The organism is Providencia sp. PROV200 (assembly GCF_049901995.1).
In the GTDB taxonomy this organism is placed as follows: Bacteria; Pseudomonadota; Gammaproteobacteria; order Enterobacterales; family Enterobacteriaceae; genus Providencia; species Providencia rettgeri_E.
Genome location: NZ_CP096307.1, coordinates 594490 through 618137, shown reverse-complemented (window position 1 = coordinate 618137; position 23648 = coordinate 594490). Strand labels below are relative to the sequence as shown.

Here is a 23648-nt window from a genome sequence, read left to right as displayed (position 1 = left end):
ACTAGGATTAGGGAATGAAGCCAACACCGCGACAGCGCGAAATATGACGAGTATTTATGACGAGGATTTAGTCTTCGTCGTTATAAGCCGGCCCCGCATAGTTATCGAAACGCGACCACTGCCCATTAAACGTCAAGCGCACGGTACCAATTGGTCCGTTACGCTGCTTACCTAATATAATCTCAGCAACGCCTTTGAGCTCACTGTTATCGTGATAAACTTCATCGCGGTAGATAAACATAATCAAGTCCGCATCTTGCTCGATAGACCCTGATTCACGTAAATCCGAGTTAACTGGGCGTTTATCGGCACGTTGCTCCAGGCTTCGGTTCAACTGAGACAGTGCCACCACTGGAACATTAAGCTCTTTTGCTAACGCTTTGAGTGAGCGTGAAATTTCAGCAATTTCTAATGTTCTATTATCAGAAAGAGCAGGAACTCGCATCAATTGGAGGTAGTCAATCATAATCAAACTTAAACCACCATGCTCACGATAAATACGGCGCGCACGTGAACGTACCTCTGTAGGAGTCAGGCCCGAAGAGTCATCGATGTACATGTTGCGCTTTTCCATCAAAATACCCATCGTGCTTGAAATTCGCGCCCAATCTTCATCATCAAGTTGCCCAGTACGAATGCGAGTTTGGTCGACACGAGATAGTGACGCCAACATACGCATCATAATTTGGTTACCTGGCATCTCCAAACTGAAGATAAGTACCGGTTTTTCTTCTGTCATTGCCGCATTTTCACACAAGTTCATCGCAAAGGTGGTTTTCCCCATGGATGGACGCGCGGCAACAATAATTAAATCCGACCCTTGCAAGCCGGCCGTTTTTTTATCGAGGTCTTGGTAACCTGTTGAAACCCCAGTAACACCGTCGTGAGGCTGCTGGTAAAGTTGCTCAATTTTTTCAACGGTTTCTGACAAAATGGCTTCGATGCCTTTCGGCCCTTCGTCTTTATTCGCTCTTGATTCGGCAATTTGGAAAACTTTGGTTTCGGCTAAATCGAGGAGGTCTTCACTGCTTCGCCCTTGTGGATCATAACCTGCATCCGCAATTTCATTAGCAACAGAAATCATATCGCGAACAATCGCACGTTCGCGGACAATGTCTGCATAAGCATTAATATTCGCTGCACTTGGCGTATTTTTAGATAGCTCAGCCAAATAAGCAAAACCACCGACGCTATCCAACTCACCCTGTTGTTCTAGTGATTCCGATAAGGTGATAAGGTCAATGGGCTTGCCTTGCTCAAGCAAAAATTGCATTTGCGAGAAAATGGTGCGGTGGGGTCGGCTAAAGAAATCAGCATGAGTCACACGTTCAGAAACGGTATCCCAACGCTCGTTATCTAACATTAACCCCCCTAAAACAGACTGCTCCGCTTCGAGAGAATGTGGTGGAAGTTTTAACCCTTCCATTTGGTGGTCTCGTGGGGCATCCGTTTTAAAATTTGATGAGGGTTTTTTAGCCATACATTAATATCCAAGTCTATAATTAACGATCTGCGCTTAGTATACGCCAATCTTATTTTTTTGTGGTTTTCTTTGCGTCTTTGCGCAAAGTAATCACAAGATAAAATACATCAGTGAAAGCACAAACCTATAATTCTTCTGATTGAAACATGGCGTTATGATAAAACGATTGTTATTGTAATTAAAATGAATAGTCCTTATTGGAGATTGTCATGGCAAAACGTATTGAATTCGCGCAACATGGCGGCGCTGATGTACTTAACTTAGTAGATTATTCCCCAGTAAATCCAGCAGATAACGAAATTCAAATTGAAAACCGTGCTATTGGGATTAACTTTATCGACACCTATGTGCGCAGTGGTTTATACCCTGTTGCTAAGCTGCCAAGTGGTCTTGGTACAGAAGCAGCGGGTGTTGTTGTAAAAACCGGTGCTCATGTCACAGGTTTCAAGCCCGGTGATCGTGTCGTTTATGCGCAAGGCCCACTAGGTGCGTATAGCGAAGTCCACAATGTTCCTGAAAATGCGGTCGCTCATCTCCCTGATGGCATTACGTTTGAGCAAGCTGCTGCCAGCTCATTAAAAGGCATGACAGTTTATTACTTATTCCATCAAACCTATCAACTGAGCCGTGACGAAATTTTTCTATTCCATGCCGCTGCAGGCGGTGTTGGGCTGATAGCGTGCCAGTGGGCAAACGCACTAGGCGCTAAAATGATAGGCACGGTGGGTTCTGCAGATAAAGCGTTAAGAGCCAAAGATGCAGGAGCATGGGAAGTGATCAATTACCAAACAGAAGACATTGCAGCTCGCGTGAAAGAAATCACTCATGGCGAAAAAGTGAATGTAGCGTATGACTCTGTAGGTCAATCCACATGGCTTGCCTCGTTAGATTCACTTAAACGTCGTGGCTTGATGGTTAGCTTTGGTAACGCCTCAGGCCCTGTCACTGGCGTGAATTTGGGGATCTTAAACCAAAAAGGCGGGTTATACGTTACTCGCCCATCATTAGGCGTTTATGTGACTAACCGTGCTGAGCTAGACCAAGCGAGTAATGCCTTATTTGATATGATTTTAAGCGGCAAAGTGAATGTAGATGTGCCGCAATCACAAATTTTTGCTTTAAAAGATGCACAAAAAGCCCACCTCACTATCGAATCAAGAAAAACCCAAGGTTCGAGTTTGCTTATTCCGTGATAAATAGCCCCCTTAATTAGCCAGTCATTTTTGCTAGTTAAGGGGCTTTATCTATTTTTAAGATTTAATTCTAGAGCTTAAACAGAGGAAGCTATGTGCCGATAAACATAGACGCCAGATATAAAAGAAATCATTACTGCTACTGACATAAAATAATAAATAACAGTTGTTGAATCGCCAAAAAAGTATATAACCATTCCAATAAAAGGGAGCACAGACTGATTAAGCAATACAATAATAGATGAGACTCCAGCAAAATAATTTGACGGAATACATTCTATACGTACCATTCGACAAATATTTCCTGTAAAGACTTTACCAATAATAGAAATTGCGTAGAAACAAACGAATATTATAAATGATGAAGGATATGATATTAAAAAAATCGAACTCCCCGTAATAATCAGAACCGCGCTAAGTAGAAGTTTTTTCCGCTGAATAAAGTGAGTTAATGAACTATAGAGATAGGTTCCAGTGACACCACAAAGGCCAGCCGCAACATCAATAAAACCGAAATACTTCGCAGGAAGCCCCATTTCTTTGTCAATCAATGCCGTACCACTCGATTCAATAATGCTATCAAACATATTATTACCAATGGCGAGTAATACGGTTAAAAACAATATTGGTATAGAAAAAATATAGATAAAATGGTGTTTGAACAGCCCATTTTCCTGACCTGAAACATTCTGATTATCTTCATGCTTCATATTGCTCAATTCTTTTTTCTTTAAAATAAAAAAAAGAGCATTAATAATATAAAGTAAAAGTGGAATGATAAGTACTGTACGAATCCCATAGTCGATAATTATCATGCCAATCAATGGACCTACTATCATTCCAGAAAAGTCCATTCTTGATATTAAATTAACATGATATTCCTTTTTGTAACTTATTAATGAGATAATTTTCTCATAAGAAATAATAGTTTGAGAATTTCCTATTGATATTAGGCTACCCACAATACCAAATGCGACTGCAATTATTAGGTCTGAAGAAAAATCATTGAAAGCTAAAAATAGACATCCTATTGATTTGATAACATCAGATAAAATAGAAAGTGGGCGTACTCCAAGTCTATCAATGTATTTACCAATAAGTGGAATAATTAATATTCTTGGTAACCACCATAGAGCATAGGATAAACCTGAATATTCAATACTACCTGTTAACTGGTAAACTAGAACTGGCGTGAGAAAGACCATAAGGCCATCCGCAGTAAGTACGAAAAAAAGCATTAAAAAGAATAGGTTGCTCATAACTTATATTTTTATACCTTCTCCTTCAATAACACTTTAACATATCGACCTAACTTATCATCAAATACCACTACTGATTTAGGTGTGTTGTGCGTGGGTGCCTCTCTGACTATTTCCTTCTGCTTCTCAATCAGAAACTCATAGTATTTTTTATCTGCTTTGATATTATTTGTCTTATAACTCATATAATTTAGATTTTTTATTGGCCAGTCTATTACATCATGACCAGGAATATATTCTTTATCCTCACTGATATAAATAATCGGTCTATTAACAGTAACCACGCCAGCCATATTCATCAGGGCATGCGCTACACCACATGGAATAACTAATTCCACATTAGGCAAAGGAGTAAATGTTATTTCATCTTCAACGAAAATAGTATCCGAACCTTCCCTCATATCAACTAGCTTTAGTGTAATTTGATGTTCGGCTTTGCCCAGAAAAGTTAAATGGTCTTCTTGGCCCAAATGTAATCCATAAGAATCAAAATCGTAATGTTCATAACCATGTTCTACAATATACATCGGTGACATTCTTGTCAGTGGGACAATTCCACTGTATTTCCCTGTTTTGACTGATGGAATTTCTTTAAATTCAACACCAATAATTATTGAATTAGGTAGAACCAAAACCTCATCATCATTAATTTTCTCTCTGATACGTACATTTATTTTGCTTCCATCATCTAAGTTAAGCTCTCGAGTTTCAGAATGTTGAAATTTGTGTTTCATTAAATTTTTATGCTGATATTCAGCAATACGATGATAAACAATATCAGCTGCTTCTTCTGTCATTGGAAAGTAGCCAGATACCTCTAAAGGATGAACATTTTCTGGTATATTTATAACATCATTGTCAGGAAACCAAGTAAGGTCAGGTCGCGATAATGTTTCAATATCAGGAAGAAAAAGTGCATAGGAATTAATTGTGAATATATTTTCCAGATTATGAAATGTATGAGCAATGCCAGGTGGAATTACAAGTGTTTTTGCCGAAGATGGAGTAATATTAAATTCCAATGATACTCTGAATGTGGGGGAATTTGCACGGCAATCGATGAATTTTGCAGTTATGATTTGCTCTGTATTTCCGATGAAAGTCAGCATATCTTGCTGGCCTAAATGAATCCCATACTGACCGTATTTAAATTCATGCTCACCATGATAGATAATATTTATAGGGTAGGTAGTAACGAAAGGAATAACATATGAGTCTGACTTTCCATTATTAACTCTCCATCGTGAGATCCAATGTAACCCTGTAATAGTTATTTTTTGGTTGAGATCATTAATTTCATCCATATAAAACCTCATTTAAGGTGGCAGCCCTAACCTACAGGCCGCCAAGATAATTAAATATTGACCACTTCTATGTCATAACCTGCACTTTCTGCACTTTTTATTAGTTCGCTTAGGCTACTTGTATTAAGTTGATAATATTTATCATCTGCTGGTGCATTTTTGATTCCAGCCAGATAAGCAAGCTTATCTAAAGCAACAGTTGCCACAGATTTTGTCTGTAGGATCATGTCAGTAAAACTATTTCCTTCTGCATTTATTACTTCAACACTTTTTGGAGATTTGTATAGGCGGGCTATATTTTGAATTTCGCTCATATGAGCTCCTTACTTTAGATTAAAAAGTATATGGGTATGTTTATGTCATGAAGGTGAAATGAAACATTAAAAAAACATTTCATTAACACTTATAGCATCGACATTTTTATTCTGTCAATAACCAATTAGTTTTTTAATCCAAAAAACACCAAAATTTCGATATTAATATTCACATATATTTAATATAAAGTTATATAATAAAAATAGTAACAAATATCCATTCAAGAAATAGAACTTACCATTCACTAAATCTTTTATATTCAAGAAATGTCATTGCAGTCTGCGATTGACGATAATTGGCTTTTACATAATCGATTCTCTCGATGGAATTTTCGCCAAGGAAGCCCATCAAATAAAGAATGAAATGAGTAAAGAAAATAGAGAGGATCGCTGCATATGTCACCCCTTTTCAAAGACCTAAGCCAGCGAAAGCTGGCTTAGGTGTTGGCAACGTGCGAAATCAATAAGATATTAGTATTTCAATGAATTACATAACCGTATGCATTTAAACATTCCTATACTTGTTCAATTAAGATCGCACTCAAACTGAACAAATATTATACAACCCATAAAGTTACATAAAGTAACTGTAATTGAGCTAGAGTTTTGCCTTTACGAGTAATTTATACTCACTCACCACGCGTCACAAATTCGAGAGCTTGCTCAACAACGGCTAAGTCAGCCCCTTTTTTATGCGCATTTTCACTTAAATGACGGCGCCACTGACGTGCACCGGGGATACCTTGGAAAATCCCTAACATATGGCGGGTCATATGGCCTAAATAAGCGCCTTTCGATAACTCTTTTTCGATATAGGGATACATCGCTCTAACTGCATCAACACCATTGGTGACAGGAAAGTGCTCCCCAAACAATTGGTTATCAACCGCCGTTAAAATAGACGGGTTTTGATAGGCTTCGCGCCCCACCATGACGCCATCTAGGTGTTGAAGATGCTCTCTTGCTTCTTCCAGCGTTTTGACTCCACCATTAATCGCCATGGTCAAATGAGGAAAATCACGTTTTAATTGATAAACTCGTGGATAGTCTAATGGTGGGATTTCGCGATTTTCTTTTGGGCTAAGGCCAGATAGCCATGCTTTACGCGCATGGATAATAAACATTTCGCAACCGCCTTTATCTGAAACGGTTTCAATGAAATCACATAAAAACGCGTAACTGTCTTGCTCATCAATTCCAATACGGGTTTTTACGGTTACTGGGATAGAAACCATGTCTTGCATGGCTTTCACGCAATCGGCCACCAATTGGGCGTCCCCCATTAAACAAGCACCAAAACGCCCATTTTGTACGCGATCTGATGGGCACCCGACATTTAGGTTGATTTCATCATAACCACGTTCTTGCGCCAACTTAGCACATTGCGCCAATGCGGCTGGGTCACTACCACCTAGCTGTAATGCAACAGGATGCTCTTCCTCACTAAAGGCAAGATAGTCCCCTTTTCCGTAAATAATCGCCCCTGTTGTGACCATTTCGGTATACAGCAAGGTATTTTTGCTTAATAAACGATGAAAATAACGGCAATGGCGATCTGTCCAATCGAGCATCGGCGCAACGGAAAATCGGTTTAAGTTGGTGTAGCCTTGTTTTGAGGTATTTTGATGCATGTTGGTCTTGTGTATTGGTATCGGTTATCTAGCCCCGAAAATAGCGAGCTGCGGCAATGAAAGAAAGGGATTATAGCATATCGAGCGCTGAGCGCGATTGATTACAACAGACAGCCCCCGATATGCAAATCCACACCGAGGGTTTTAAAATTACAAATACTTGTTTTACTATATCGCAATGTATCAACCTAAAAACAACGTTTAAATCCAACTTAAAACGCCATTTTCAGATAAAAAACTTCAACAACAATTCAGACTCATTAATTAGTTAGTTTCTGCGCTCATTGTGACAAAATTTCCCATACGAGCACTGGTAATGGTATAGCTATCTGCACCCGCGGCTTTAGCTTTAGCTGCAATTTTTGCTTCTGTTGAAGCCAGTGTATCACCTGTTGCAGTGATTGTTGCTGCTGATGCACCAAATGCGACCATAGATAATACAGAAGCTGCCATCAATGTTTTTAACATGTTCATAATCTAATTCCTTCACTTATTATTCGATGAGACAACCCTTGTTGTCTGCGATGAAGGTATCTTATCGACAACGTTATTTAGGTTAAAGCTAATAATATCGCTCAATTTATTCAAATTAATTGAACAACTTACTTTATCTGAAACTCACCATGGAATAAAACCGAAAGATATAATCAAGCAGCCTTGTGCTATGCTTTCCCAAAGTTGGTTTACTCCTCGCGCAACCTTTAATAAGAACTGTATATGCCACTCAATAACCGAACACTCCCTACATTTAGGTACCATCCGAATCCTATTGAAACTGAAGCTTTTCTGACGGATAAAACAGTAACCTGTGATTGCTGTAAGCAACCTACTGATATTTATTATGAAAGCCCGTTTTATTCTATTGAGGACATTGATACTTTGTGTCCTTGGTGTATTGCCGATGGTTCTGCCAGTGCAAAATTTGATGGTGAGTTTCAAGACCCTGCCAGTGTTGAAGGTATTGATTGCGAATATGACGAAGACGGTGAGTTTTCACATACCATAACCCCCTATCCTACTGAAATTTTTGATGAACTAATTAAACGAACACCGGGCTATCAAGGGTGGCAACAAGAAATTTGGCTCGCACACTGCCAAGAGCCTTGTGAATTTATAGGCTATGTTTATTGGGATGACATCAAAGATAGACTGGGTGAATTTGTTTCCCTTGAAAATGATATCGCTGATTACGGTTTTTCAATTTCAGAGCTCGCGAATATTCTCCATCAAGATAGCGCTGCTCAAGGTTATTTATTTCGTTGTTTACATTGCAAAAAACTACGTTTGCATTTTGATTTTAGCTAATTTATACCAACTAAATCGCGTGAAGAAGCCTGTCTTCAGGCTTTCATCTTCAACTATTCATCAGTTCAATAATTTGCTCAGCTAATTCTGGCGTCGCGGCTGATAGTAAGCTTCCTGCAAACATGGCTTGCTGACGTTGCCCATTTAGTGCACAGACTTCTCCCCCCGCTTCTCGGATGCACGGAATAAGCGCTGCACTATCCCAGGGTTTCATTATGGTATCAATCGCACCATGAATACGACCACTAGCAACCATGGCATGCTGATATGCATCATTAGCAAAAATAAAATCCCTTGCTTGACCCACAACTGCATCCAAATGATAAATTTGCGACCCTTCTCGGCAATTATAATTACTACTATGAATACCTGATGCGCTTACCACGGCTTCCGATAATAATTTCGGAGATTGGCTGCCTAATTTAAGCGGCCTTGGCGCCTGCCTTGCGGTTTGAACCCAGCAGCCTTCCCCTTGCGAAGCAAAGTAGAGTGTGGATATCGCAGGAAAGCTAATCACACTGAGTAACGGTTCCCCATTTTCCACATAAGCAATTAACGTACTAAATAACGGTACTCCATAAATAAATGCACGCGTACCATCAATCGGGTCAATTACCCAGCCAGAACTGAATTGCTGCTCACCAATAAAGCCAAACTCCTCACCTAAAACAGCGATATTCGGTGTTTTTTGTGCAAAGAATGACCTAATTTCTTCTTCAACTCGGGTATCCGTTTCCGTAACTACGGAACGATCAGGTTTATAATCAAACTTTCCAGCCCCTTCAAAAGCGTCTACCGTCATGGTTTTGACTAATTCAGCGGCTTCAAGTGCAATATCTAACATGAGCAAGCTCCTCATTGAAAAAGAAATTGAGTATAACGGACTAGTTATAGAATAAAGGCGCTAAAATGCCTTATCGACCATAGAGCCCCCATATGACCTAAATTTGTTGAAGAGACACTTCACCAAATGTCATAAATATCAAAGTATGCCCCGCAATTCCACGGTATACCCCTTGCTGACTATTGAGTTCGCAAGCCAATGCCGTTAATTGCCATGCATCATATTCTTCGATGTGACTAATTCGAGCGGTCAATAATGCGTTATCTCTCCGCTCACCATAAGCTTTCACTGCGATTGCATCTTGGGTTAAAGCGCTGTCGATAGAACTGTTTGCCCAACTCCACATCCAACTGCCTTGGTTTTGGTCATAAGTACCAACAATTTGCACTGGCGCTGTTGCCATTATATTGTCAGGCGCATGAAAAATAATGGTTCCTTCGTCTTGGTTCACGGACCAATCTGCTTCATCTAATTTCCATGTATCACAATGAAATTGGTTTTTGGCCTGTAACGCATTCATACTGCGTTCAATTAATGCCTCATAAGGCATCTGTTCTATTTCATTATCCATTTATTACCCAATATTTTTTAATGCATTGATAATTAACTGCCAAAATTTATGATGGTCTAACTTAACCGCGACTTGAGTATGGCAATTTTCAGGCGCCGGATGACGGAAATCAGCCACTGTCATGCCTAGCGTGTGCGTTCCTGTCAGCTCAATATTCACAGGCACTTTTTGCGTAGTCATTACTGTCGGATCAATGACATAGGCAACCGCACAAGGGTCGTGTACTGGCGGAGCATCAAAGCCTTGAGCTTGTTTGTACATTTTCCCAAAGAAATCCAGTAATTCGACGACAAATTGCGAACAATCACTGCCAATCTCAGCAATTTCTTTCACAACATCAGGGGTAGCCAGCGCTTGATGGGTGAGATCTAACCCCACCATGGTTAGTGGCCACTTTTCATTGAAAACAATATGAGCCGCTTCTGGGTCAATTTTGATGTTAAATTCAGCCACTGCACTCCAATTTCCAACATGGTAGCCCCCGCCCATCAGCACCACTTCTTTAACTCGTTCGACAATGCGCGGTTCAAGACGAGCAGCAAGCGCAATATTGGTTAATGCACCGGTAGGCACTAAAGTCACTGTTTTAGGAGGATGAGACATAATCGTTTCGATAATCAGCGAAACCGCATGCCGTTCATCAAGCGTCAATGTGGGTGTTGGTAATACAGGCCCATCAAGCCCTGATTCCCCATGAATATCAGGTGCGACTTCAATTTCCCGAACTAAGGGGCGAACCGAACCCGCGGCAAATGGAACACCGGTGATCTTCGCCATTTCAGCGATAGCCAATGCATTATGAGTGACTTTTTTGAGGGTTTGGTTGCCGGCAACCGTTGTTACCGCCAATAATTCAATGTCAGGGTTACCATAGGCCAGTAATAACGCGATAGCATCGTCATGGCCGGGATCACAATCGAGGATTATTTTTTTGCTCATACCTTACCTTCTTAAATTGGAGTCAGAAATGGCACTGACCCCAATTTAGCGAGCTAGCAAGGCAAAATCTATGCTTAATATCTGAATACTTGGAAATTTATTTCAAAACATGCGCATAGACACGTTTTTTCTCACCTTCATTTTTCGAAATATACACACCTTGTAGCTCAGGCGCAAAGCCCGGTAATGCATTAATCCCCGTTTCTAGTGCCTTGAAATAGCGCAATACTGGGCCTGACCACACTTCCCCTGGCACCACACACAATACACCCGGTGGGTACGGTAGCGCCCCTTCAACGGCAATACGCCCTTCTAATTCATCCAATGGCAATAATTCACAGTTACCACGAATAAATTCTAAATGCGCTTGCTGAGGCGCCATTTTCACTTCAGGGAAGTGATTTTTACGGAACATCTCTTTTTGCAGCTGTTTAATGTTGTCATTAACGCTGAGCTGATGCATTTCTTGGCACAGACGACGTAATGTGTAGCCTTGGTAATGTGCCTGATAACGTTGATAAACCGATGGCAAAACCTCTTCCAATAGTGCGTCTTCATCCAGTAACTGTTCGAAACGGACTAAATGAGAGACCAACAGCTCCAGTTTTTCACGGGTTTCTGCGGGAGTTAACAAAAACAAAATTGAATTTAAGTCGCACTTCTCAGGGATCACACCGTGTTCACGTAAAAAATGCGCCAAAATCGTCGCAGGAACGCCAAAAGCGTCATATTCGCCACTTTCGACATCAATACCCGGGGTTGTTAGCATCAATTTGCAAGGGTCAACGAAGTATTGGTCCTGTGAATACCCCTCAAACGCATGCCAACGCTCTTGCGGTATGAAATTAAAGAAGCGCTGCTGCGCAGCGATTTGTTCCGTTGGGTATTCATGCCATGCCTTGCCATCCACCATTTCAGGGACAAAAGGCTTAAAATAACGGCAGTGCTGAAATATCGATTTTCTTACCTCAATCCCCACTTTCACGCAGTCCATCCACATCATTTTACCTGCATCACCTTGGTGAATACGTGCATTCACATCTAAAGAGGCAAATAAGGGATAAAATGGGCTTGTAGAGGCGTGCATCATAAAAGCATTGTTGAGTTTTTTGTGTGAAACAAAACGCTCTTGTCCTTTGATGTGGTTATCTTTTTTATGGATTTGTGAGGCTTGAGAAAAACCAGCCAATTGCTTATGAACCGACTGAGTCACCATAATCCCAGGGTCGTTTTCATTTAATTCAAGTAGCAATGGCGAGCACTGGCGCATCATTGGAATAAATTGTTCATATCCCACCCACGCAGAATCAAATAAAATGTAATCACATAAATGACCTATTTTATCAACGACTTGCCTTGCGTTATACACTGTACCGTCATAAGTCCCTAGCTGGATCACCGCTAAGCGGAATGGCCGCTTGGCCTGAGCTTTTTCCGGCATCACTTCTTGGATAAGCCCACGTAAATAATTATCATCAAAACAGTGCGCATCAATTCCTCCGATAAAGCCAAAAGGATTACGTGCCGTTTCAAGGTAAACTGGTGTGGCTCCCGCCTGTATCAACGCCCCATGGTGGTTTGATTTATGATTATTACGATCGAACAAAACCAAATCACCCGGTGTTAATAGCGCATTTAGCACCACTTTGTTGGATGATGAGGTGCCATTTAACACAAAATACGTTTTGTCCGCATTGAACACTTTCGCGGCGAATTTTTGTGCCTCTTTCGCGGCACCTTCATGGATCAATAAATCGCCCATTGCCACATCGGCATTGCATAAATCGGTACGGAACAGGTTTTCGCCATAAAATTGATAAAATTGTTCCCCTGTCGGGTGGCGACGGAAAAATTGGCCGCCTTGATGCCCCGGACAGGCAAAAGTCACATTATGACCCGCAGCATAATCCATCATTCGAGCAAAAAATGGCGGTAATAACTGTTTAAGATACTGATCCGCAGCATCGAGTAATTGACGGCTATTTTCTTCACGAGCAGCGGGCGCTGGTGGTAATAACGCTGTTAAATAAGGTGGTAAGTTTTCATCGGTTGGCAGCTGTTTATCACTGATGATAAACAGCGGAATACTCAGCTGGCTCTCAACGACTCTTTCCCACAGGCCTTGGTTGGCATCTTGTTCAGATAGCACAACAGCAGCAATATTGTTTAACTGTGCATCGCGAATATCTACCCACTGAAATTGATTAGTGAAATAGATTGCGACCCCCTGGCTACATGCCACATTGATTTTGTTCATAGCAGTCTGGCTCTTAGTTAGCTGAGGAAAAGAGGCGGACAATATACTTGATAGATCAGGGAATTGAAATGATTAGCATGGTAAGAAAAGAGGGCAAGATTTGGAAAGTCGAATATATTTTATAAGCCACTGGTTAATAGCATAAAAATTCTATCTCATCACAACCCACCCCTCCATATTTCAGGCCATCATAAAGATAATAAAAAGATAAATTAACCAATTAACCTAGTGATCACCACCAATTAATCGGTCAATTTATCCGTAATGGGACGTTAGTTGTTTTTTTCTACATACAAAGTCTGTGATGGGAATGCAAAGTCGGCATCGTGGCGTTTAACTATCTCAATGATCTTCAAATACACCGCTTGCTGAGCGGCTAACCATTCAGCCCAAACTGTTGTTTTGGTAAAGCAATACACCATAATATTTAACGAAGAATCGGCAAACGTATCGAAATAAACTAATAAAGTTTGGCTGGTATCGATATTGGCATCTTGTTGCAACATCGTGCGGATATCGTCGACAATCGCACCAATTTTGTCTGAATCTTCATAACGTAAACCAATTTCAGTTTTGATGCGTCGGTTAGTCATGCGCCCCGGGTTTTCCACACTAATAGAAGAAAAAACCGAGTTAGGAATGTATAACGGGCGGTGATCAAACGTAATAATCTTGGTGATCCGCCAGCCAATTTCAACCACCGTGCCTTCAATATTTCTATCCGGTGAACTGACCCAATCACCAATATTAAAGGGCCGGTCAAAATAGAGCATTAACCCTGAGAAAAAGTTACTTAAGATATCTTTGCCGGCCATACCGATAGCAATACCGCCAATCCCACCAAATGCCATCAAACCAGACAAGCTCATCCCAAAATGCTCACCAAACAGCAGCACCATAATGACAAATATTGCGGTTTTAAATACGCGGGCGACAATACGAGCCGAAGTGGGGTCGCTGCCTTTTTTAATCTGTGTTTTTTCTAGTCGGTTCGCCAACTGGAACAGTTTCCTCATTAAAATCAATGTAATCAATGAGATAGTGACAAAATTAACCAAAGAGGTTGAAATAAAAGTTAAATCAAAATCCGTTGCTGCCATATCGACATATTGAGCAATAACAATAACTACGCCACACAGCACTAGGGTTTGAACCACATGGATCAAAATACTTTTGCGCTTATGTTTATGTTTACGTCGTTTATGTACAATCTCAAAAGCTAAATAGATTGCGAGAAAAGCGGCAATCAGTGTCATGCCAATCGCATATTTTTCAAGTAGTGCTTCTATCATTTCTAACCGCCCTAAAATTTACCTGATAGGCTTTATTTTTATTTGTTTTACTGTGTATTATTTCTCGTTATCTTATTATTAAGATAACAATTATAAAGATAATTTTCCCAATAATTATCAGTTACTTTTTAGATTATCCAATAATGAATAAAAAGCTATTTTCCCCAAACGACAAAGAAATACACAATGTTTATGCGCTTAGGTCGCACCAGCAGTATGGCTATTTTGTCAGTAAAATCGCTGACTGGGAGCAGGTATGGAGCCTCGGCGATGGACAAAACCTCGTTACCGCATGGAATGATGAAAACTGCCTCTTTCTGCCCCTATGGCCGGCCAGAGCGTATGTTGAGTTATGTTTAACGGGTGAATGGGCGAATTTTACGCCAATGCCATTTACACTTGAACACCTGATGACAGAAATGCTACCTGATATGCATGACGCAAATATTAAGGTTGCTTTGATGATGCAATCTGATGGGAAAAAAACACTGATTTATGATGCTGCGGCGCTTCTCGCTGATTTGGAAGAAGAATGTCAGCAATATGAGTAAAAGGCAGCAATGCTGCCTTTTTGAGATAAAAACTACTTTTCAACACCGGTAGTAACAGTAAATTCACGGGTTTGCCCCGCCTCCAACCAAATCAGTGTTTGGCTATTTTTTGCCGCTAAGAAACCTTCTGGACGACACGTTGCAGGGAGGACAAATGCGCCAACTTTTTGGTCACCATTATACAAAATCCAACGGGTCGCATAATTTAGCTCATTAGATTTAAAACGAGTGACAAACGTATCCCCTGAGGGTGAAACCATTCTAAACTCAGGCGTTGCGGTATATTGGCTAAGATCATCCATAAAAAAGACAATTTCAGGGTCACACATTTGTGGCTGATTAAGCTGATTTAATGTGACTTTACCGGATTTCAGCGCTTCATTAAATTCGAGCCATTTTTCAGTTGGCTGAACATGCCCTGGTATTGATTCACGCAATTTAATCGCATTTTCAGGGATATTTTGCGTCAGTGTTGCATTCTCCACGTAAGCATAATTCATATGGCACATATATTGGAGAGGCATAGGCACCGAGGCTAAATTGGTGACTGACATATGAATATCAAATAATGCGCTATCTGAGTTTAATTGCACTGACGGTGTCGCACGATAATGATGACCAAAACCCATCACATACTCATATTCACCGACAACTTTTAAACTTTCGCCTGTCAGTTCAATCCAAGCGCTATCCATTGCTGCACAAGGCATTTCTCCATGTAATGGGTGAGAATCTTCTGGGGAAGGACAGCCATTGCTGATTAAGCCTGAGTGAAAAGCAAAACAACCATAGGTTTCAACGACCGTTGGAACACGTTTTGGCGCTGAAAACATGTTTTCCATTTTCAGATTTTGGCCACAAAATTCTGCATCCCAAATCATTTGCCCTAAAAAAGGTAAAATCGTTAAATACCCGTGTTGATTTTCAATTCGTAGCCCTTCCACGCCAGTTTGGTAACGAAATGCAGTGGCCGTAAATTGGTTATTTTTTAAAATAAGCGTCGGGGTTTCCGTAAATAAGCTTTTGTGAAGAGGTATCAATGTATTCATTTTCATACTCACGGTTTAATGAGGTAAATGGAATTGGGTAGCTCACACTACCCAATTTAGGCACTATTTCGCGGCTTGTTTCGCTTTAAAACGGCGTTCACCAATAAAGTAAATACCGACATACACGAAGCACAACATGGAAACAAGGAATGAAAGTTGTAATGAGTGAAGCATATCTGCAACATAGCCTTGAACCGCAGGAACAACCGCAGCACCGACAATCGCCATGACAATGACCGCTCCAGCCATTTCAGTGTGCTCATTATCAACAGTATCCAAAGTACCTGCATAAATGGTTGCCCAGCAAGGTCCAAACAAAATACTCACCATGACCGCTGCATAGACCGCGGTGAAATTCGGAATAAATGCAACATACATCAGGAACAGTGCACCAATCACCGAATAGATAATTAGGACTTTCTCTGCATTAAATCGGGTCATTAGAATATTGGCGATAAACTTACCAATAAAGAAACAGGCAAAGCTGTACACCATGAAATTCGAGGCATCACGCTCGTTAATATCCCCCATCTCTAGCGCGAGGCGAATGGTAAATGACCACACAGCCACTTGCATTCCGACATATAAGAACTGGGCGATAATTCCTTTTCTAAAGCGGCTATTTTTCGCTAAATATTTTAAGGTTTCTAACGCCGTAGGACGCTTATGATCTTGCGTTTCTGCCACTTTACATTTAGGAAACTTGGTAATAAGGAATAAAATCATTACCACCACCAATACCATAATCATGTAACGGTAAGGTTCGAGGGTATTTTCCAACATGGCTAAACGGAATTCATGGATTTGTTCCGCATTCATTCCCGCCATTTGGTTTTGTAAACTCTCTCCTTCGGAAAATACCAGATATTTACCCAGTAAGATCCCACCCGCTGCGCCAATTGGGTAGAAAGTTTGGCTAATATTTAAACGCAATGTGGCGTACTGTTTAGGGCCTATCATTGAGCTGTAAGTATTCGCTGCGGTTTCAAGGAAGCTTAAACCAATCGCAATGGCGAAAATAGCAGCCAAGAACATGGTGTAAGTCGCCATATGAGATGCCGGGAAGAACATACTGCAACCCGCGATGTATAGGATCAGCCCGACCATAATGGCATATTTATAACTGGTTTTTTTAATCACTAACGACGCTGGAATAGCGATTAAGAAATAACCTCCATAGAATGCGCTTTGTACCAAAGCAGAGGCGAAGTTGCTGAGTTCAAAGACACTTTTAAACTGTGTGATTAAAATATCATTTAATGCTGCTGCGCATCCCCACAATGGGAACAGGCACGATAATAGGATAAATTGGAATAGAGGTGTCTTACTCAGGTAGCCATCCGGTAACTGAGTGATGTTCTTAATGTTCATAGTAACCCTTATATTTTTATAATTTATACCCGATGAGTGGCTATGTGGCTCTGATGACCACTTAATTTTTCAAAGGGTATATAGCTACGTTGGACTATTATTATTTAGCTATTCATTAGCTGTGTTGATTTGTACAAATTCATTAAATTGCTCAACACTTGGATAAGAAGATTGAGTGCCTTTCCCTGTTACACTGAAAGCCGAAAACATCACAGCTTTTTTCAGTGCTTCTTCAATATTCCCCGTATGGACATAGTAATGAGAGAAACAGCCGATAAAGGCATCCCCTGCACCACTGGTGTCAATCGCATTCACTTTAATTGCGGGTATATGTAACTCGCTGTCGCGGGTCATCCATAACGCCCCTTTTTCCCCTAATGTCACGATGACGTTTTTTAACCCTTTATCCAGTAAAGACTGCGCAGCACGACGAATGTTATCCATCGTGTCGACTGGCATATTGGTTAAAATTTCGAGTTCAGTTTCATTAGGGACAAAGAAATCACATCGGCAGGCAAAATCGAGATCGAGCGTGCGCTGTGCAGGCGCTGGGTTAAGCAACACAGGGATCCCATGTTTATTACCGAATGAAATCGCGTGATAAACTGTTTCAAGTTGGACTTCTAATTGCAGAACGATCAATTTACATTTTTTCAGATCTTCCGCTGCGCGATCGATATCTTCAGGGGATAAAAACTTATTCGCCCCTTTGACGATCAAAATACTATTTGATGAATTTTGATTAACAAAAATTGGCGCAACACCACTGGAGGTACAAGGTACTTTTTCCACATAACGGGTGTTAATGCCATAAGACTCTAGATTGCGGATCGTATTATCTGCAAAAATATCATCACCGACTTTGGTTAGCATGATCACTTTTGAATTTAACTTAGCAGCAGCAACCGCTTGGTTCGCACCTTTACCACCGCAACCAATTTTGAAAGCTGGCGCTTCTAACGTTTCGCCTTCTTTTGGCATTTGATCGATGTAAGTGATCAAATCAACCATGTTTGAACCAATAACTGCTATATCCATAATGTCCCTCGTGTTAAATAAATCACATAATGATATGATAGTAACATTATCATGTTGCAAAAATATCATTTGTGATTAGGATCTCGAATAACGAATGATCAAGTGTTATATCTACCACATTTCCTCATTCTTTGTTGTCTATCCCACATTTATATAGGAAAGTTGAAAATGCAAGACTTAGCAAAATATATTGATCACACTTTACTTGCTGCGAATGCGACTGTCAGCGATATTACTAAACTGTGTACAGAAGCTGCAGAGCACCATTTTGCATCTGTCTGTGTGAACACAGGTTATGTTCCTTTAGCCAGCGAACTTTTAAAAAACAGCGACGTTAAAGTTTGCTGTGTGGTAGGCTTTCCACTAGGGGCATGCTTAACAGAAGCCAAAGCATTTGAAGCCGCAGAAGCTGTACGCCGTGGTGCTGATGAAGTCGATATGGTGATCAACATTGGCATGCTCAAAAGTGGCGACTTAGACTTTGTCCGTCGTGATATCGAAGCTGTATTTGCCGCCTGCGGTAAAGCAACATTAAAAGTTATTTTAGAAAATTGCCTGTTAACTGATGAAGAAATTACCCAAGTTTGTGAAATTTGCCGCACAATTAAAGTCGGTTTTGTGAAAACTTCAACAGGTTTCAGTACAATGGGGGCAACTGAACACCATGTCGCCCTGATGCGTAAAGTCGTTGGCGATGAAGTCGGTGTAAAAGCCTCCGGTGGTGTACGTGACCGCGAAACAGCAATTAAAATGATTGAAGCGGGTGCAAACCGTGTAGGTGCAAGTGCGAGTGTTGCCATTGTCACAGGCAATAACACCAAACCAAGTGACTATTAAGTCAATGGGCGCGGTCTAACCGCGCCAATTTTGTATCTCATAAAAGGATTGTAGGGTGATAGAAACTAAACAAAAAGAACGCCTTCGCCGTTTAAGTGAATGTTTAAAACGCTCAGGACGCATTCATTTAAAAGAAGCAGCTAGAATACTCGAAGTCTCAGAAATGACTATTCGACGAGACCTAAGCGCTGACACCGAAGGCCCCATCCCAATGTCGCTCCTTGGCGGCTATATTGTTTCTGTTACCCAACCTGCCAATTTAGTTACCCAAGAGCCGCATGCGGATGTTTTTACGCCAGATCAAACTGAAGAATTATATATTCCTAATCTTGCAGCAAGCATGGTAACTGAAGATGATGTCATCTTCTTTGATAATGGCATTGAAATGGCCACCTTGATTTCACTCATCCCCGAAGAGATTAATTTCACTGGTATTTGTTACTCTCATAACGTTTTTCTCGCCCTTAGCCAGAAAAAAAATGCGACCGCGCTACTGTGTGGCGGGGAGTATCGCCCTAAAAGTGACTCTTTTTACAACCCTTCACTCCCTTCATTACTGGATTCAATCAACCCGAAAAAAGCCTTTATTTCAGCGGCCGGTGTACATGGGAATTTTGGCGTAACTTGCTATAATCTTGATGATTTGCCCATGAAGAAAAAAGCGATGGAAAAATCTATCCGTAAGATTTTATTAGCACCCTATAACCTATTTGATGAAGTCGCTACCGCCAATATGGGGGAATTATCACAATTTGATGTGATTGTCACAAATCGGCAGCTTTCTGATGAATATGAAACATATTGCCGTAATGGCTTTGTGAAAGTGATTTATTAAAATCGCCGATAGATTTAGCGGACAATATCTTGCCCGCTAACATTAAATCTTCACGGTTAAATAGTCTTCTGCGATTTCTGTTGCAGGGAACACCGATTGGCACTCTGCAAGCAATCTTGGTATATCCTCGCTCACGTAGCGACCACTCAAATGAGTGGCAATAAATCGTTTTACTCCCGCTTCACGTGCTAACTCCGCGGCTTGTACCGTAGTCGAGTGCCCACGCTCATTGGCTTTTTCGGCGAATTCAGCCTCTAGTGTCGTTTCATGGATCATTACATCGGCATTTCTCGCGAGCGCCAGCGCTTGCTCTGTCGGTTGCGTATCGCCAAAAATCGCAATAACCTTGCCGGGAACCGGCTCACCTAAGTAATCAGCGCCATTGATTGTTCGCCCATCATCAAGAACGATGGCTTTCCCCGCTTTAAGCGCTTGCATCCAAGGGCCTCGAGGAATATTGTCATTAGCTAATTTAACTGCATCTAATGCACCGCTCTTCGGGTACTCCTCAATACGATAGCCATAGCACTCAACACGGTGGTCAAGGGCATAAGCCGTCACAATTAACTCCCCATCATCAAATAACTGCCCAGCTTCAATTTCCACTATTTCCAACGGGTAGGTCATATAAGACATACTCACCGCTAATACCGTTTCAATATATTGCTTTAACCCTTTTGGACCATAAACCGTCAATGGGTCTGTCGCACCGCCCATTGAACGGCTACATAACAAACCGGGCAGGCCAAAAATATGGTCGCCGTGTAAATGGGTAATAAATATTTTCTCAATTTTTGGCGTTTTAAATGGGCTATTTAAAATGCGATGCTGTGTTCCTTCTCCACAATCAAATAACCAATAGCTTTTACGAATACCGACTAAATTTAATATCATACTGGTGACATTGCGCTCTTTTGTCGGCACGCCAGCACTGGTTCCTAAAAATGTTAACTCCATAACTTCCTCATCTAATTTGTTGTTTTTATTATGGTAAGATTTTTTCCAATAAAAAAATCATTTATTTTAATCTGTATAGTATTCTGTATTTTTTGATTATCAACCAAAGCCCGTTATTCCAAATATTTCCAATATATAAATCTCACTTCCGTATTCATCCAATCAATTCACAAGCACTGACCACTGCCTGCCCTGAAAATAGCCATGTTAATATTGATATCAGGAATATGTTCGATGAATCCCCCTTCGTCAAAATTGAAACCTAAACAACCGAACTGTTTGCTACTCTCAATGGCAATTTGGTCTACGGCAATAGTGCCAATGATGCCAAGCTACGCCCAAATCGTCCATTTAGACGATTTACCTACACTCGGTAGTCAGGCCATTCAATTTGAAGGAACCCAACCCAAAGCCCAACCTGAAGATAGTACTGAACGTTTTTTAGCGGAATATGGACAAAATGCCGCAAACTTTGCTTCTGAAGAAAAAAACACCCAAAATCTGGCGGATATGGCACAAGATTACGCTCGCCATAAAGCCGCAAATATGGCGACGGATGAAATAACACATTGGTTATCCAAAGCCGGTAATGCCAGACTCAATATTAACCTAGATAAAAAATTGTCAATTAAGACCTCTCAATTAGATTGGTTAGTCCCTTGGTATGAACAGCAAAATTTGTTGTTATTTTCTCAGCACAGTATTCACCGTACTGATGGCCGGCTACAAACCAACAACGGTATCGGTTTACGTTATTTCCAAAAAAGTAGCATGATGGGGGTAAATGCTTTCTTTGATCATGATTTATCCCATTACCATTCGCGCTTAGGGTTTGGTGTGGAATATGCACAAGATTATGTTCGAATAAATGCAAATAGCTATTTGGGGCTATCGACTTGGCGTAGTGCATCCGAATTAGCCTATGATTATAACGCGCGACCCGCTAACGGTTGGGATATTCAACTTGAAGGCTGGCTACCCACGTATGCGAATTTAGGTGCGAACCTAAAACTAGAACAATATTACGGTGATGACGTCGCTTTATTTGGCAAAAATGAGCGCCAGAAAGACCCAATGGCGGCTACCGTCGGCGTCAATTGGACTCCATTTCCCCTGCTCGCGATAAATGCGGAGCATAAAATAGGTAATAGTGGGACAAATGAAACAAGTGCAAAAGTGGCGTTTAATTGGTTACTAGGAAGAAGCTTAGCCCAACATCTTGATGCTTCCGCGATAGAAGCTACTCGCCATATTTCCAGTAACCGCTATGATTTTGTTAACCGTAATAACAATATTGTGTTGGAGTACCGAAAAAAAACGTTAATTTCACTCTCATTACCGAAAGTTATTCAGGGTATGACAGGAGAAGAACTTTCTATTATCCGCAATTTAACCACGAAATACCCGCTAGAAAAAATAGTGATAGAAGCCCCTGAATTGATCGCCGCTGGGGGGGAAATACACCTTAATGGCAGAGAAAGTTCAGTAAAACTACCGTCTTATAAAATTGCCAATCATTCATTTAAAAACTCACAACTCAATCTTTATCGCTTAACCGTGACGGCTTATGACATTAACGGAAATGTTTCCCCACAAGCAGAAACGTTAATTGAAGTTACCAACACAGGCGCTCTCACTATCACCCATAAGAATACCGCAAAAAGAAATAATGCTGTCGCTAACGGTAAAGACGCAAATACATTCACCGTAGTAATTAAAGATACTCTTGGCAACCTAGTACCCAATGCAAAAGTCAATTTCACATTGCCTGCAAGTCTTAATTCTATTGATCAAAAAAATATGGGGTATTATTCATTACTTAATCACTTTATGTGGAAAGCCCAAGCGACAAAATCTGTTTCTGAACAACCCTATAGCATCGTTGCCAATAGTAAAGGTGAAGCCACTATTCAATTTACTAGTTTAGTATCAGGAAGCTATGCCATAAAGGCAAATACGGACCATGGTGTAGAAATTAATGAAATATATAACTTTAAACCCGATATTAGCCAGTCATTTATTGGTAGCATTGATATCATCCAAGATAATGCAGTCGCAGATGGGATCAGTAAAAACAAAATTAAACTGCATATTGTGAATAATAGCCGACAAAGCATCGCTGGGGCACGGGTTCATTTTGAAGCACCAAATGGCGTTATCTCACCAACTAAATTGACTGATGAATATGGAAATACAGAATTAGAAATCAGCAGCTTAGCCGAAGGTTCCATGGATATCATTGCTACCTTAAATGGCGATAGTCGAACAATACAAGTTAATTTTCTAAGGAATGCATCTGCGATAAATATTCAGCCAAGCACAGGGACTCTTTTCAAATCGCCAGTAAATGAACAAAACAGCCATCCACGCACCCCACTAGGTTTGCTAAGGCAGCTATTTCAAAAAATGGGATAATACTACTAACAATAAAATAGACTTAATTTAGTTGTTTTTACAGTATTAAAATTGCCCCTTATGGGGCTTTTTAAATTCAACTAAGGTTTATTCCCAATCGATAAAAATACTTTAATGTAGGCGAGGAGACTATTTTTTAGCATTACCAATAAAAGCCGTCCATTCCGCGTTTTTCCACCTTGCAAATTCCGCTTCTGTTTAAG

At 40.7% G+C, this 23648-nt stretch carries 21 protein-coding genes; 6 read left to right on the top strand and 15 right to left on the bottom strand.

Features of this window, described 5'->3' with window-relative positions; translation table 11 throughout:
• Positions 1-67: 67 nt before the first annotated feature.
• On the bottom strand, positions 68-1480 hold the full coding sequence (gene dnaB, locus M1E86_RS02640; protein ID WP_004260904.1) for a replicative DNA helicase: 1413 nt from the start codon (positions 1478-1480) through the stop codon (positions 68-70).
• Between the two features lie 212 nt (positions 1481-1692).
• Between dnaB and M1E86_RS02635 the strand changes: the two genes are divergently transcribed.
• Positions 1693-2676: a quinone oxidoreductase gene (locus tag M1E86_RS02635; protein ID WP_213914007.1), complete on the top strand. Its 984-nt coding sequence runs from the start codon at positions 1693-1695 to the stop codon at positions 2674-2676.
• 77 nt (positions 2677-2753) lie between these two features.
• Here M1E86_RS02635 and M1E86_RS02630 read toward each other — a convergent pair whose 3' ends face one another.
• From M1E86_RS02630 to M1E86_RS02610, 5 genes are all read right to left on the bottom strand, one after another.
• Complete coding sequence (locus M1E86_RS02630) at positions 2754-3935, bottom strand: MFS transporter (protein WP_213914009.1); 1182 nt, start codon at positions 3933-3935, stop codon at positions 2754-2756.
• Between the two features lie 11 nt (positions 3936-3946).
• Positions 3947-5239: a dTDP-4-dehydrorhamnose 3,5-epimerase family protein gene (locus M1E86_RS02625; protein ID WP_248467557.1), complete on the bottom strand. Its 1293-nt coding sequence runs from the start codon at positions 5237-5239 to the stop codon at positions 3947-3949.
• A gap of 50 nt (positions 5240-5289) precedes the next feature.
• A complete protein-coding gene (locus tag M1E86_RS02620; RefSeq protein ID WP_004260915.1) occupies positions 5290-5553 on the bottom strand; it encodes a hypothetical protein in 264 nt (87 codons plus the stop codon).
• 629 nt (positions 5554-6182) lie between these two features.
• Positions 6183-7184 (bottom strand): tRNA dihydrouridine(20/20a) synthase DusA, encoded by a 1002-nt coding sequence (gene dusA / locus M1E86_RS02615; RefSeq protein WP_213914013.1) that lies wholly within the window; start codon positions 7182-7184, stop codon positions 6183-6185.
• A gap of 264 nt (positions 7185-7448) precedes the next feature.
• Positions 7449-7658, bottom strand: coding sequence for a YdgH/BhsA/McbA-like domain containing protein (locus M1E86_RS02610; protein WP_125892847.1), 210 nt, complete (start codon positions 7656-7658; stop codon positions 7449-7451).
• Between the two features lie 243 nt (positions 7659-7901).
• On the opposite strand from M1E86_RS02610, the gene cbrC reads away from it, so the two are divergent.
• Positions 7902-8489, top strand: a complete 588-nt coding sequence (cbrC, locus tag M1E86_RS02605) for a PF03691 family colicin E2 tolerance protein CbrC (protein ID WP_213914015.1) — start codon at positions 7902-7904, stop codon at positions 8487-8489.
• 49 nt (positions 8490-8538) lie between these two features.
• Here the strand turns inward: cbrC and M1E86_RS02600 are convergent, their stop codons facing one another.
• The 5 genes from M1E86_RS02600 to M1E86_RS02580 all read right to left on the bottom strand — a co-directional run bounded on the left by M1E86_RS02600 (position 8539) and on the right by M1E86_RS02580 (position 14392).
• Positions 8539-9333 (bottom strand): inositol monophosphatase family protein, encoded by a 795-nt coding sequence (locus M1E86_RS02600; RefSeq protein WP_213914017.1) that lies wholly within the window; start codon positions 9331-9333, stop codon positions 8539-8541.
• 97 nt (positions 9334-9430) lie between these two features.
• Positions 9431-9904, bottom strand: a complete 474-nt coding sequence (locus tag M1E86_RS02595) for a DUF6882 domain-containing protein (RefSeq protein WP_213914019.1) — start codon at positions 9902-9904, stop codon at positions 9431-9433.
• 3 nt (positions 9905-9907) lie between these two features.
• Positions 9908-10843: a nucleoside hydrolase gene (locus M1E86_RS02590; protein ID WP_213914021.1), complete on the bottom strand. Its 936-nt coding sequence runs from the start codon at positions 10841-10843 to the stop codon at positions 9908-9910.
• 97 nt (positions 10844-10940) lie between these two features.
• Positions 10941-13100 (bottom strand): ornithine decarboxylase, encoded by a 2160-nt coding sequence (locus M1E86_RS02585; RefSeq protein WP_213914022.1) that lies wholly within the window; start codon positions 13098-13100, stop codon positions 10941-10943.
• Positions 13101-13372: 272 nt separating this feature from the next.
• Positions 13373-14392 (bottom strand): mechanosensitive ion channel family protein, encoded by a 1020-nt coding sequence (locus M1E86_RS02580; protein ID WP_426099241.1) that lies wholly within the window; start codon positions 14390-14392, stop codon positions 13373-13375.
• A gap of 143 nt (positions 14393-14535) precedes the next feature.
• Between M1E86_RS02580 and M1E86_RS02575 the strand changes: the two genes are divergently transcribed.
• On the top strand, positions 14536-14943 hold the full coding sequence (locus M1E86_RS02575; protein WP_213914024.1) for a DUF2750 domain-containing protein: 408 nt from the start codon (positions 14536-14538) through the stop codon (positions 14941-14943).
• Positions 14944-14975: 32 nt separating this feature from the next.
• Here M1E86_RS02575 and M1E86_RS02570 read toward each other — a convergent pair whose 3' ends face one another.
• The 3 genes from M1E86_RS02570 to rbsK form a co-directional block, all read right to left on the bottom strand.
• On the bottom strand, positions 14976-15992 hold the full coding sequence (locus M1E86_RS02570) for a DUF4432 family protein (protein ID WP_213914025.1): 1017 nt from the start codon (positions 15990-15992) through the stop codon (positions 14976-14978).
• Between the two features lie 63 nt (positions 15993-16055).
• Entirely contained in the window at positions 16056-17363 is a 1308-nt protein-coding gene (gene fucP / locus M1E86_RS02565) for an L-fucose:H+ symporter permease (protein WP_213914026.1), read from the bottom strand.
• A gap of 108 nt (positions 17364-17471) precedes the next feature.
• Entirely contained in the window at positions 17472-18401 is a 930-nt protein-coding gene (gene rbsK, locus M1E86_RS02560; protein WP_102139120.1) for a ribokinase, read from the bottom strand.
• A gap of 168 nt (positions 18402-18569) precedes the next feature.
• On the opposite strand from rbsK, the gene deoC reads away from it, so the two are divergent.
• Together deoC and deoR are read left to right on the top strand one after the other, a co-directional pair.
• Positions 18570-19238, top strand: a complete 669-nt coding sequence (gene deoC, locus M1E86_RS02555) for a deoxyribose-phosphate aldolase (protein ID WP_140172627.1) — start codon at positions 18570-18572, stop codon at positions 19236-19238.
• A gap of 55 nt (positions 19239-19293) precedes the next feature.
• Positions 19294-20073: a DNA-binding transcriptional repressor DeoR gene (gene deoR, locus M1E86_RS02550; protein WP_125892869.1), complete on the top strand. Its 780-nt coding sequence runs from the start codon at positions 19294-19296 to the stop codon at positions 20071-20073.
• 42 nt (positions 20074-20115) lie between these two features.
• Here the strand turns inward: deoR and rnz are convergent, their stop codons facing one another.
• On the bottom strand, positions 20116-21030 hold the full coding sequence (gene rnz, locus M1E86_RS02545) for a ribonuclease Z (RefSeq protein WP_213914028.1): 915 nt from the start codon (positions 21028-21030) through the stop codon (positions 20116-20118).
• A gap of 234 nt (positions 21031-21264) precedes the next feature.
• On the opposite strand from rnz, the gene M1E86_RS02540 reads away from it, so the two are divergent.
• Positions 21265-23445: an inverse autotransporter beta domain-containing protein gene (locus M1E86_RS02540; RefSeq protein ID WP_426099240.1), complete on the top strand. Its 2181-nt coding sequence runs from the start codon at positions 21265-21267 to the stop codon at positions 23443-23445.
• The last annotated feature ends 203 nt before the right edge of the window (positions 23446-23648 follow it).

What these genes read in the sequence shown, in the direction of transcription:
- M1E86_RS02595 (WP_213914019.1), bottom strand. Translation starts at nt 9,904, where the DNA reads ATGGATAATGAAATAGAACAGATGCCTTATGAGGCATTAATTGAACGC.
- cbrC (WP_213914015.1), top strand. Translation starts at nt 7,902, where the DNA reads ATGCCACTCAATAACCGAACACTCCCTACATTTAGGTACCATCCGAAT.
- M1E86_RS02580 (WP_426099241.1), bottom strand. Translation starts at nt 14,392, where the DNA reads ATGATAGAAGCACTACTTGAAAAATATGCGATTGGCATGACACTGATT.
- M1E86_RS02570 (WP_213914025.1), bottom strand. Translation starts at nt 15,992, where the DNA reads ATGAATACATTGATACCTCTTCACAAAAGCTTATTTACGGAAACCCCG.
- rnz (WP_213914028.1), bottom strand. Translation starts at nt 21,030, where the DNA reads ATGGAGTTAACATTTTTAGGAACCAGTGCTGGCGTGCCGACAAAAGAG.
- M1E86_RS02540 (WP_426099240.1), top strand. Translation starts at nt 21,265, where the DNA reads ATGAATCCCCCTTCGTCAAAATTGAAACCTAAACAACCGAACTGTTTG.
- M1E86_RS02625 (WP_248467557.1), bottom strand. Translation starts at nt 5,239, where the DNA reads ATGGATGAAATTAATGATCTCAACCAAAAAATAACTATTACAGGGTTA.
- dusA (WP_213914013.1), bottom strand. Translation starts at nt 7,184, where the DNA reads ATGCATCAAAATACCTCAAAACAAGGCTACACCAACTTAAACCGATTT.
- M1E86_RS02620 (WP_004260915.1), bottom strand. Translation starts at nt 5,553, where the DNA reads ATGAGCGAAATTCAAAATATAGCCCGCCTATACAAATCTCCAAAAAGT.
- M1E86_RS02600 (WP_213914017.1), bottom strand. Translation starts at nt 9,333, where the DNA reads ATGTTAGATATTGCACTTGAAGCCGCTGAATTAGTCAAAACCATGACG.
- deoC (WP_140172627.1), top strand. Translation starts at nt 18,570, where the DNA reads ATGCAAGACTTAGCAAAATATATTGATCACACTTTACTTGCTGCGAAT.
- M1E86_RS02610 (WP_125892847.1), bottom strand. Translation starts at nt 7,658, where the DNA reads ATGAACATGTTAAAAACATTGATGGCAGCTTCTGTATTATCTATGGTC.
- fucP (WP_213914026.1), bottom strand. Translation starts at nt 17,363, where the DNA reads ATGAACATTAAGAACATCACTCAGTTACCGGATGGCTACCTGAGTAAG.
- M1E86_RS02575 (WP_213914024.1), top strand. Translation starts at nt 14,536, where the DNA reads ATGAATAAAAAGCTATTTTCCCCAAACGACAAAGAAATACACAATGTT.
- M1E86_RS02585 (WP_213914022.1), bottom strand. Translation starts at nt 13,100, where the DNA reads ATGAACAAAATCAATGTGGCATGTAGCCAGGGGGTCGCAATCTATTTC.
- dnaB (WP_004260904.1), bottom strand. Translation starts at nt 1,480, where the DNA reads ATGGCTAAAAAACCCTCATCAAATTTTAAAACGGATGCCCCACGAGAC.
- M1E86_RS02590 (WP_213914021.1), bottom strand. Translation starts at nt 10,843, where the DNA reads ATGAGCAAAAAAATAATCCTCGATTGTGATCCCGGCCATGACGATGCT.
- M1E86_RS02635 (WP_213914007.1), top strand. Translation starts at nt 1,693, where the DNA reads ATGGCAAAACGTATTGAATTCGCGCAACATGGCGGCGCTGATGTACTT.
- M1E86_RS02630 (WP_213914009.1), bottom strand. Translation starts at nt 3,935, where the DNA reads ATGAGCAACCTATTCTTTTTAATGCTTTTTTTCGTACTTACTGCGGAT.
- rbsK (WP_102139120.1), bottom strand. Translation starts at nt 18,401, where the DNA reads ATGGATATAGCAGTTATTGGTTCAAACATGGTTGATTTGATCACTTAC.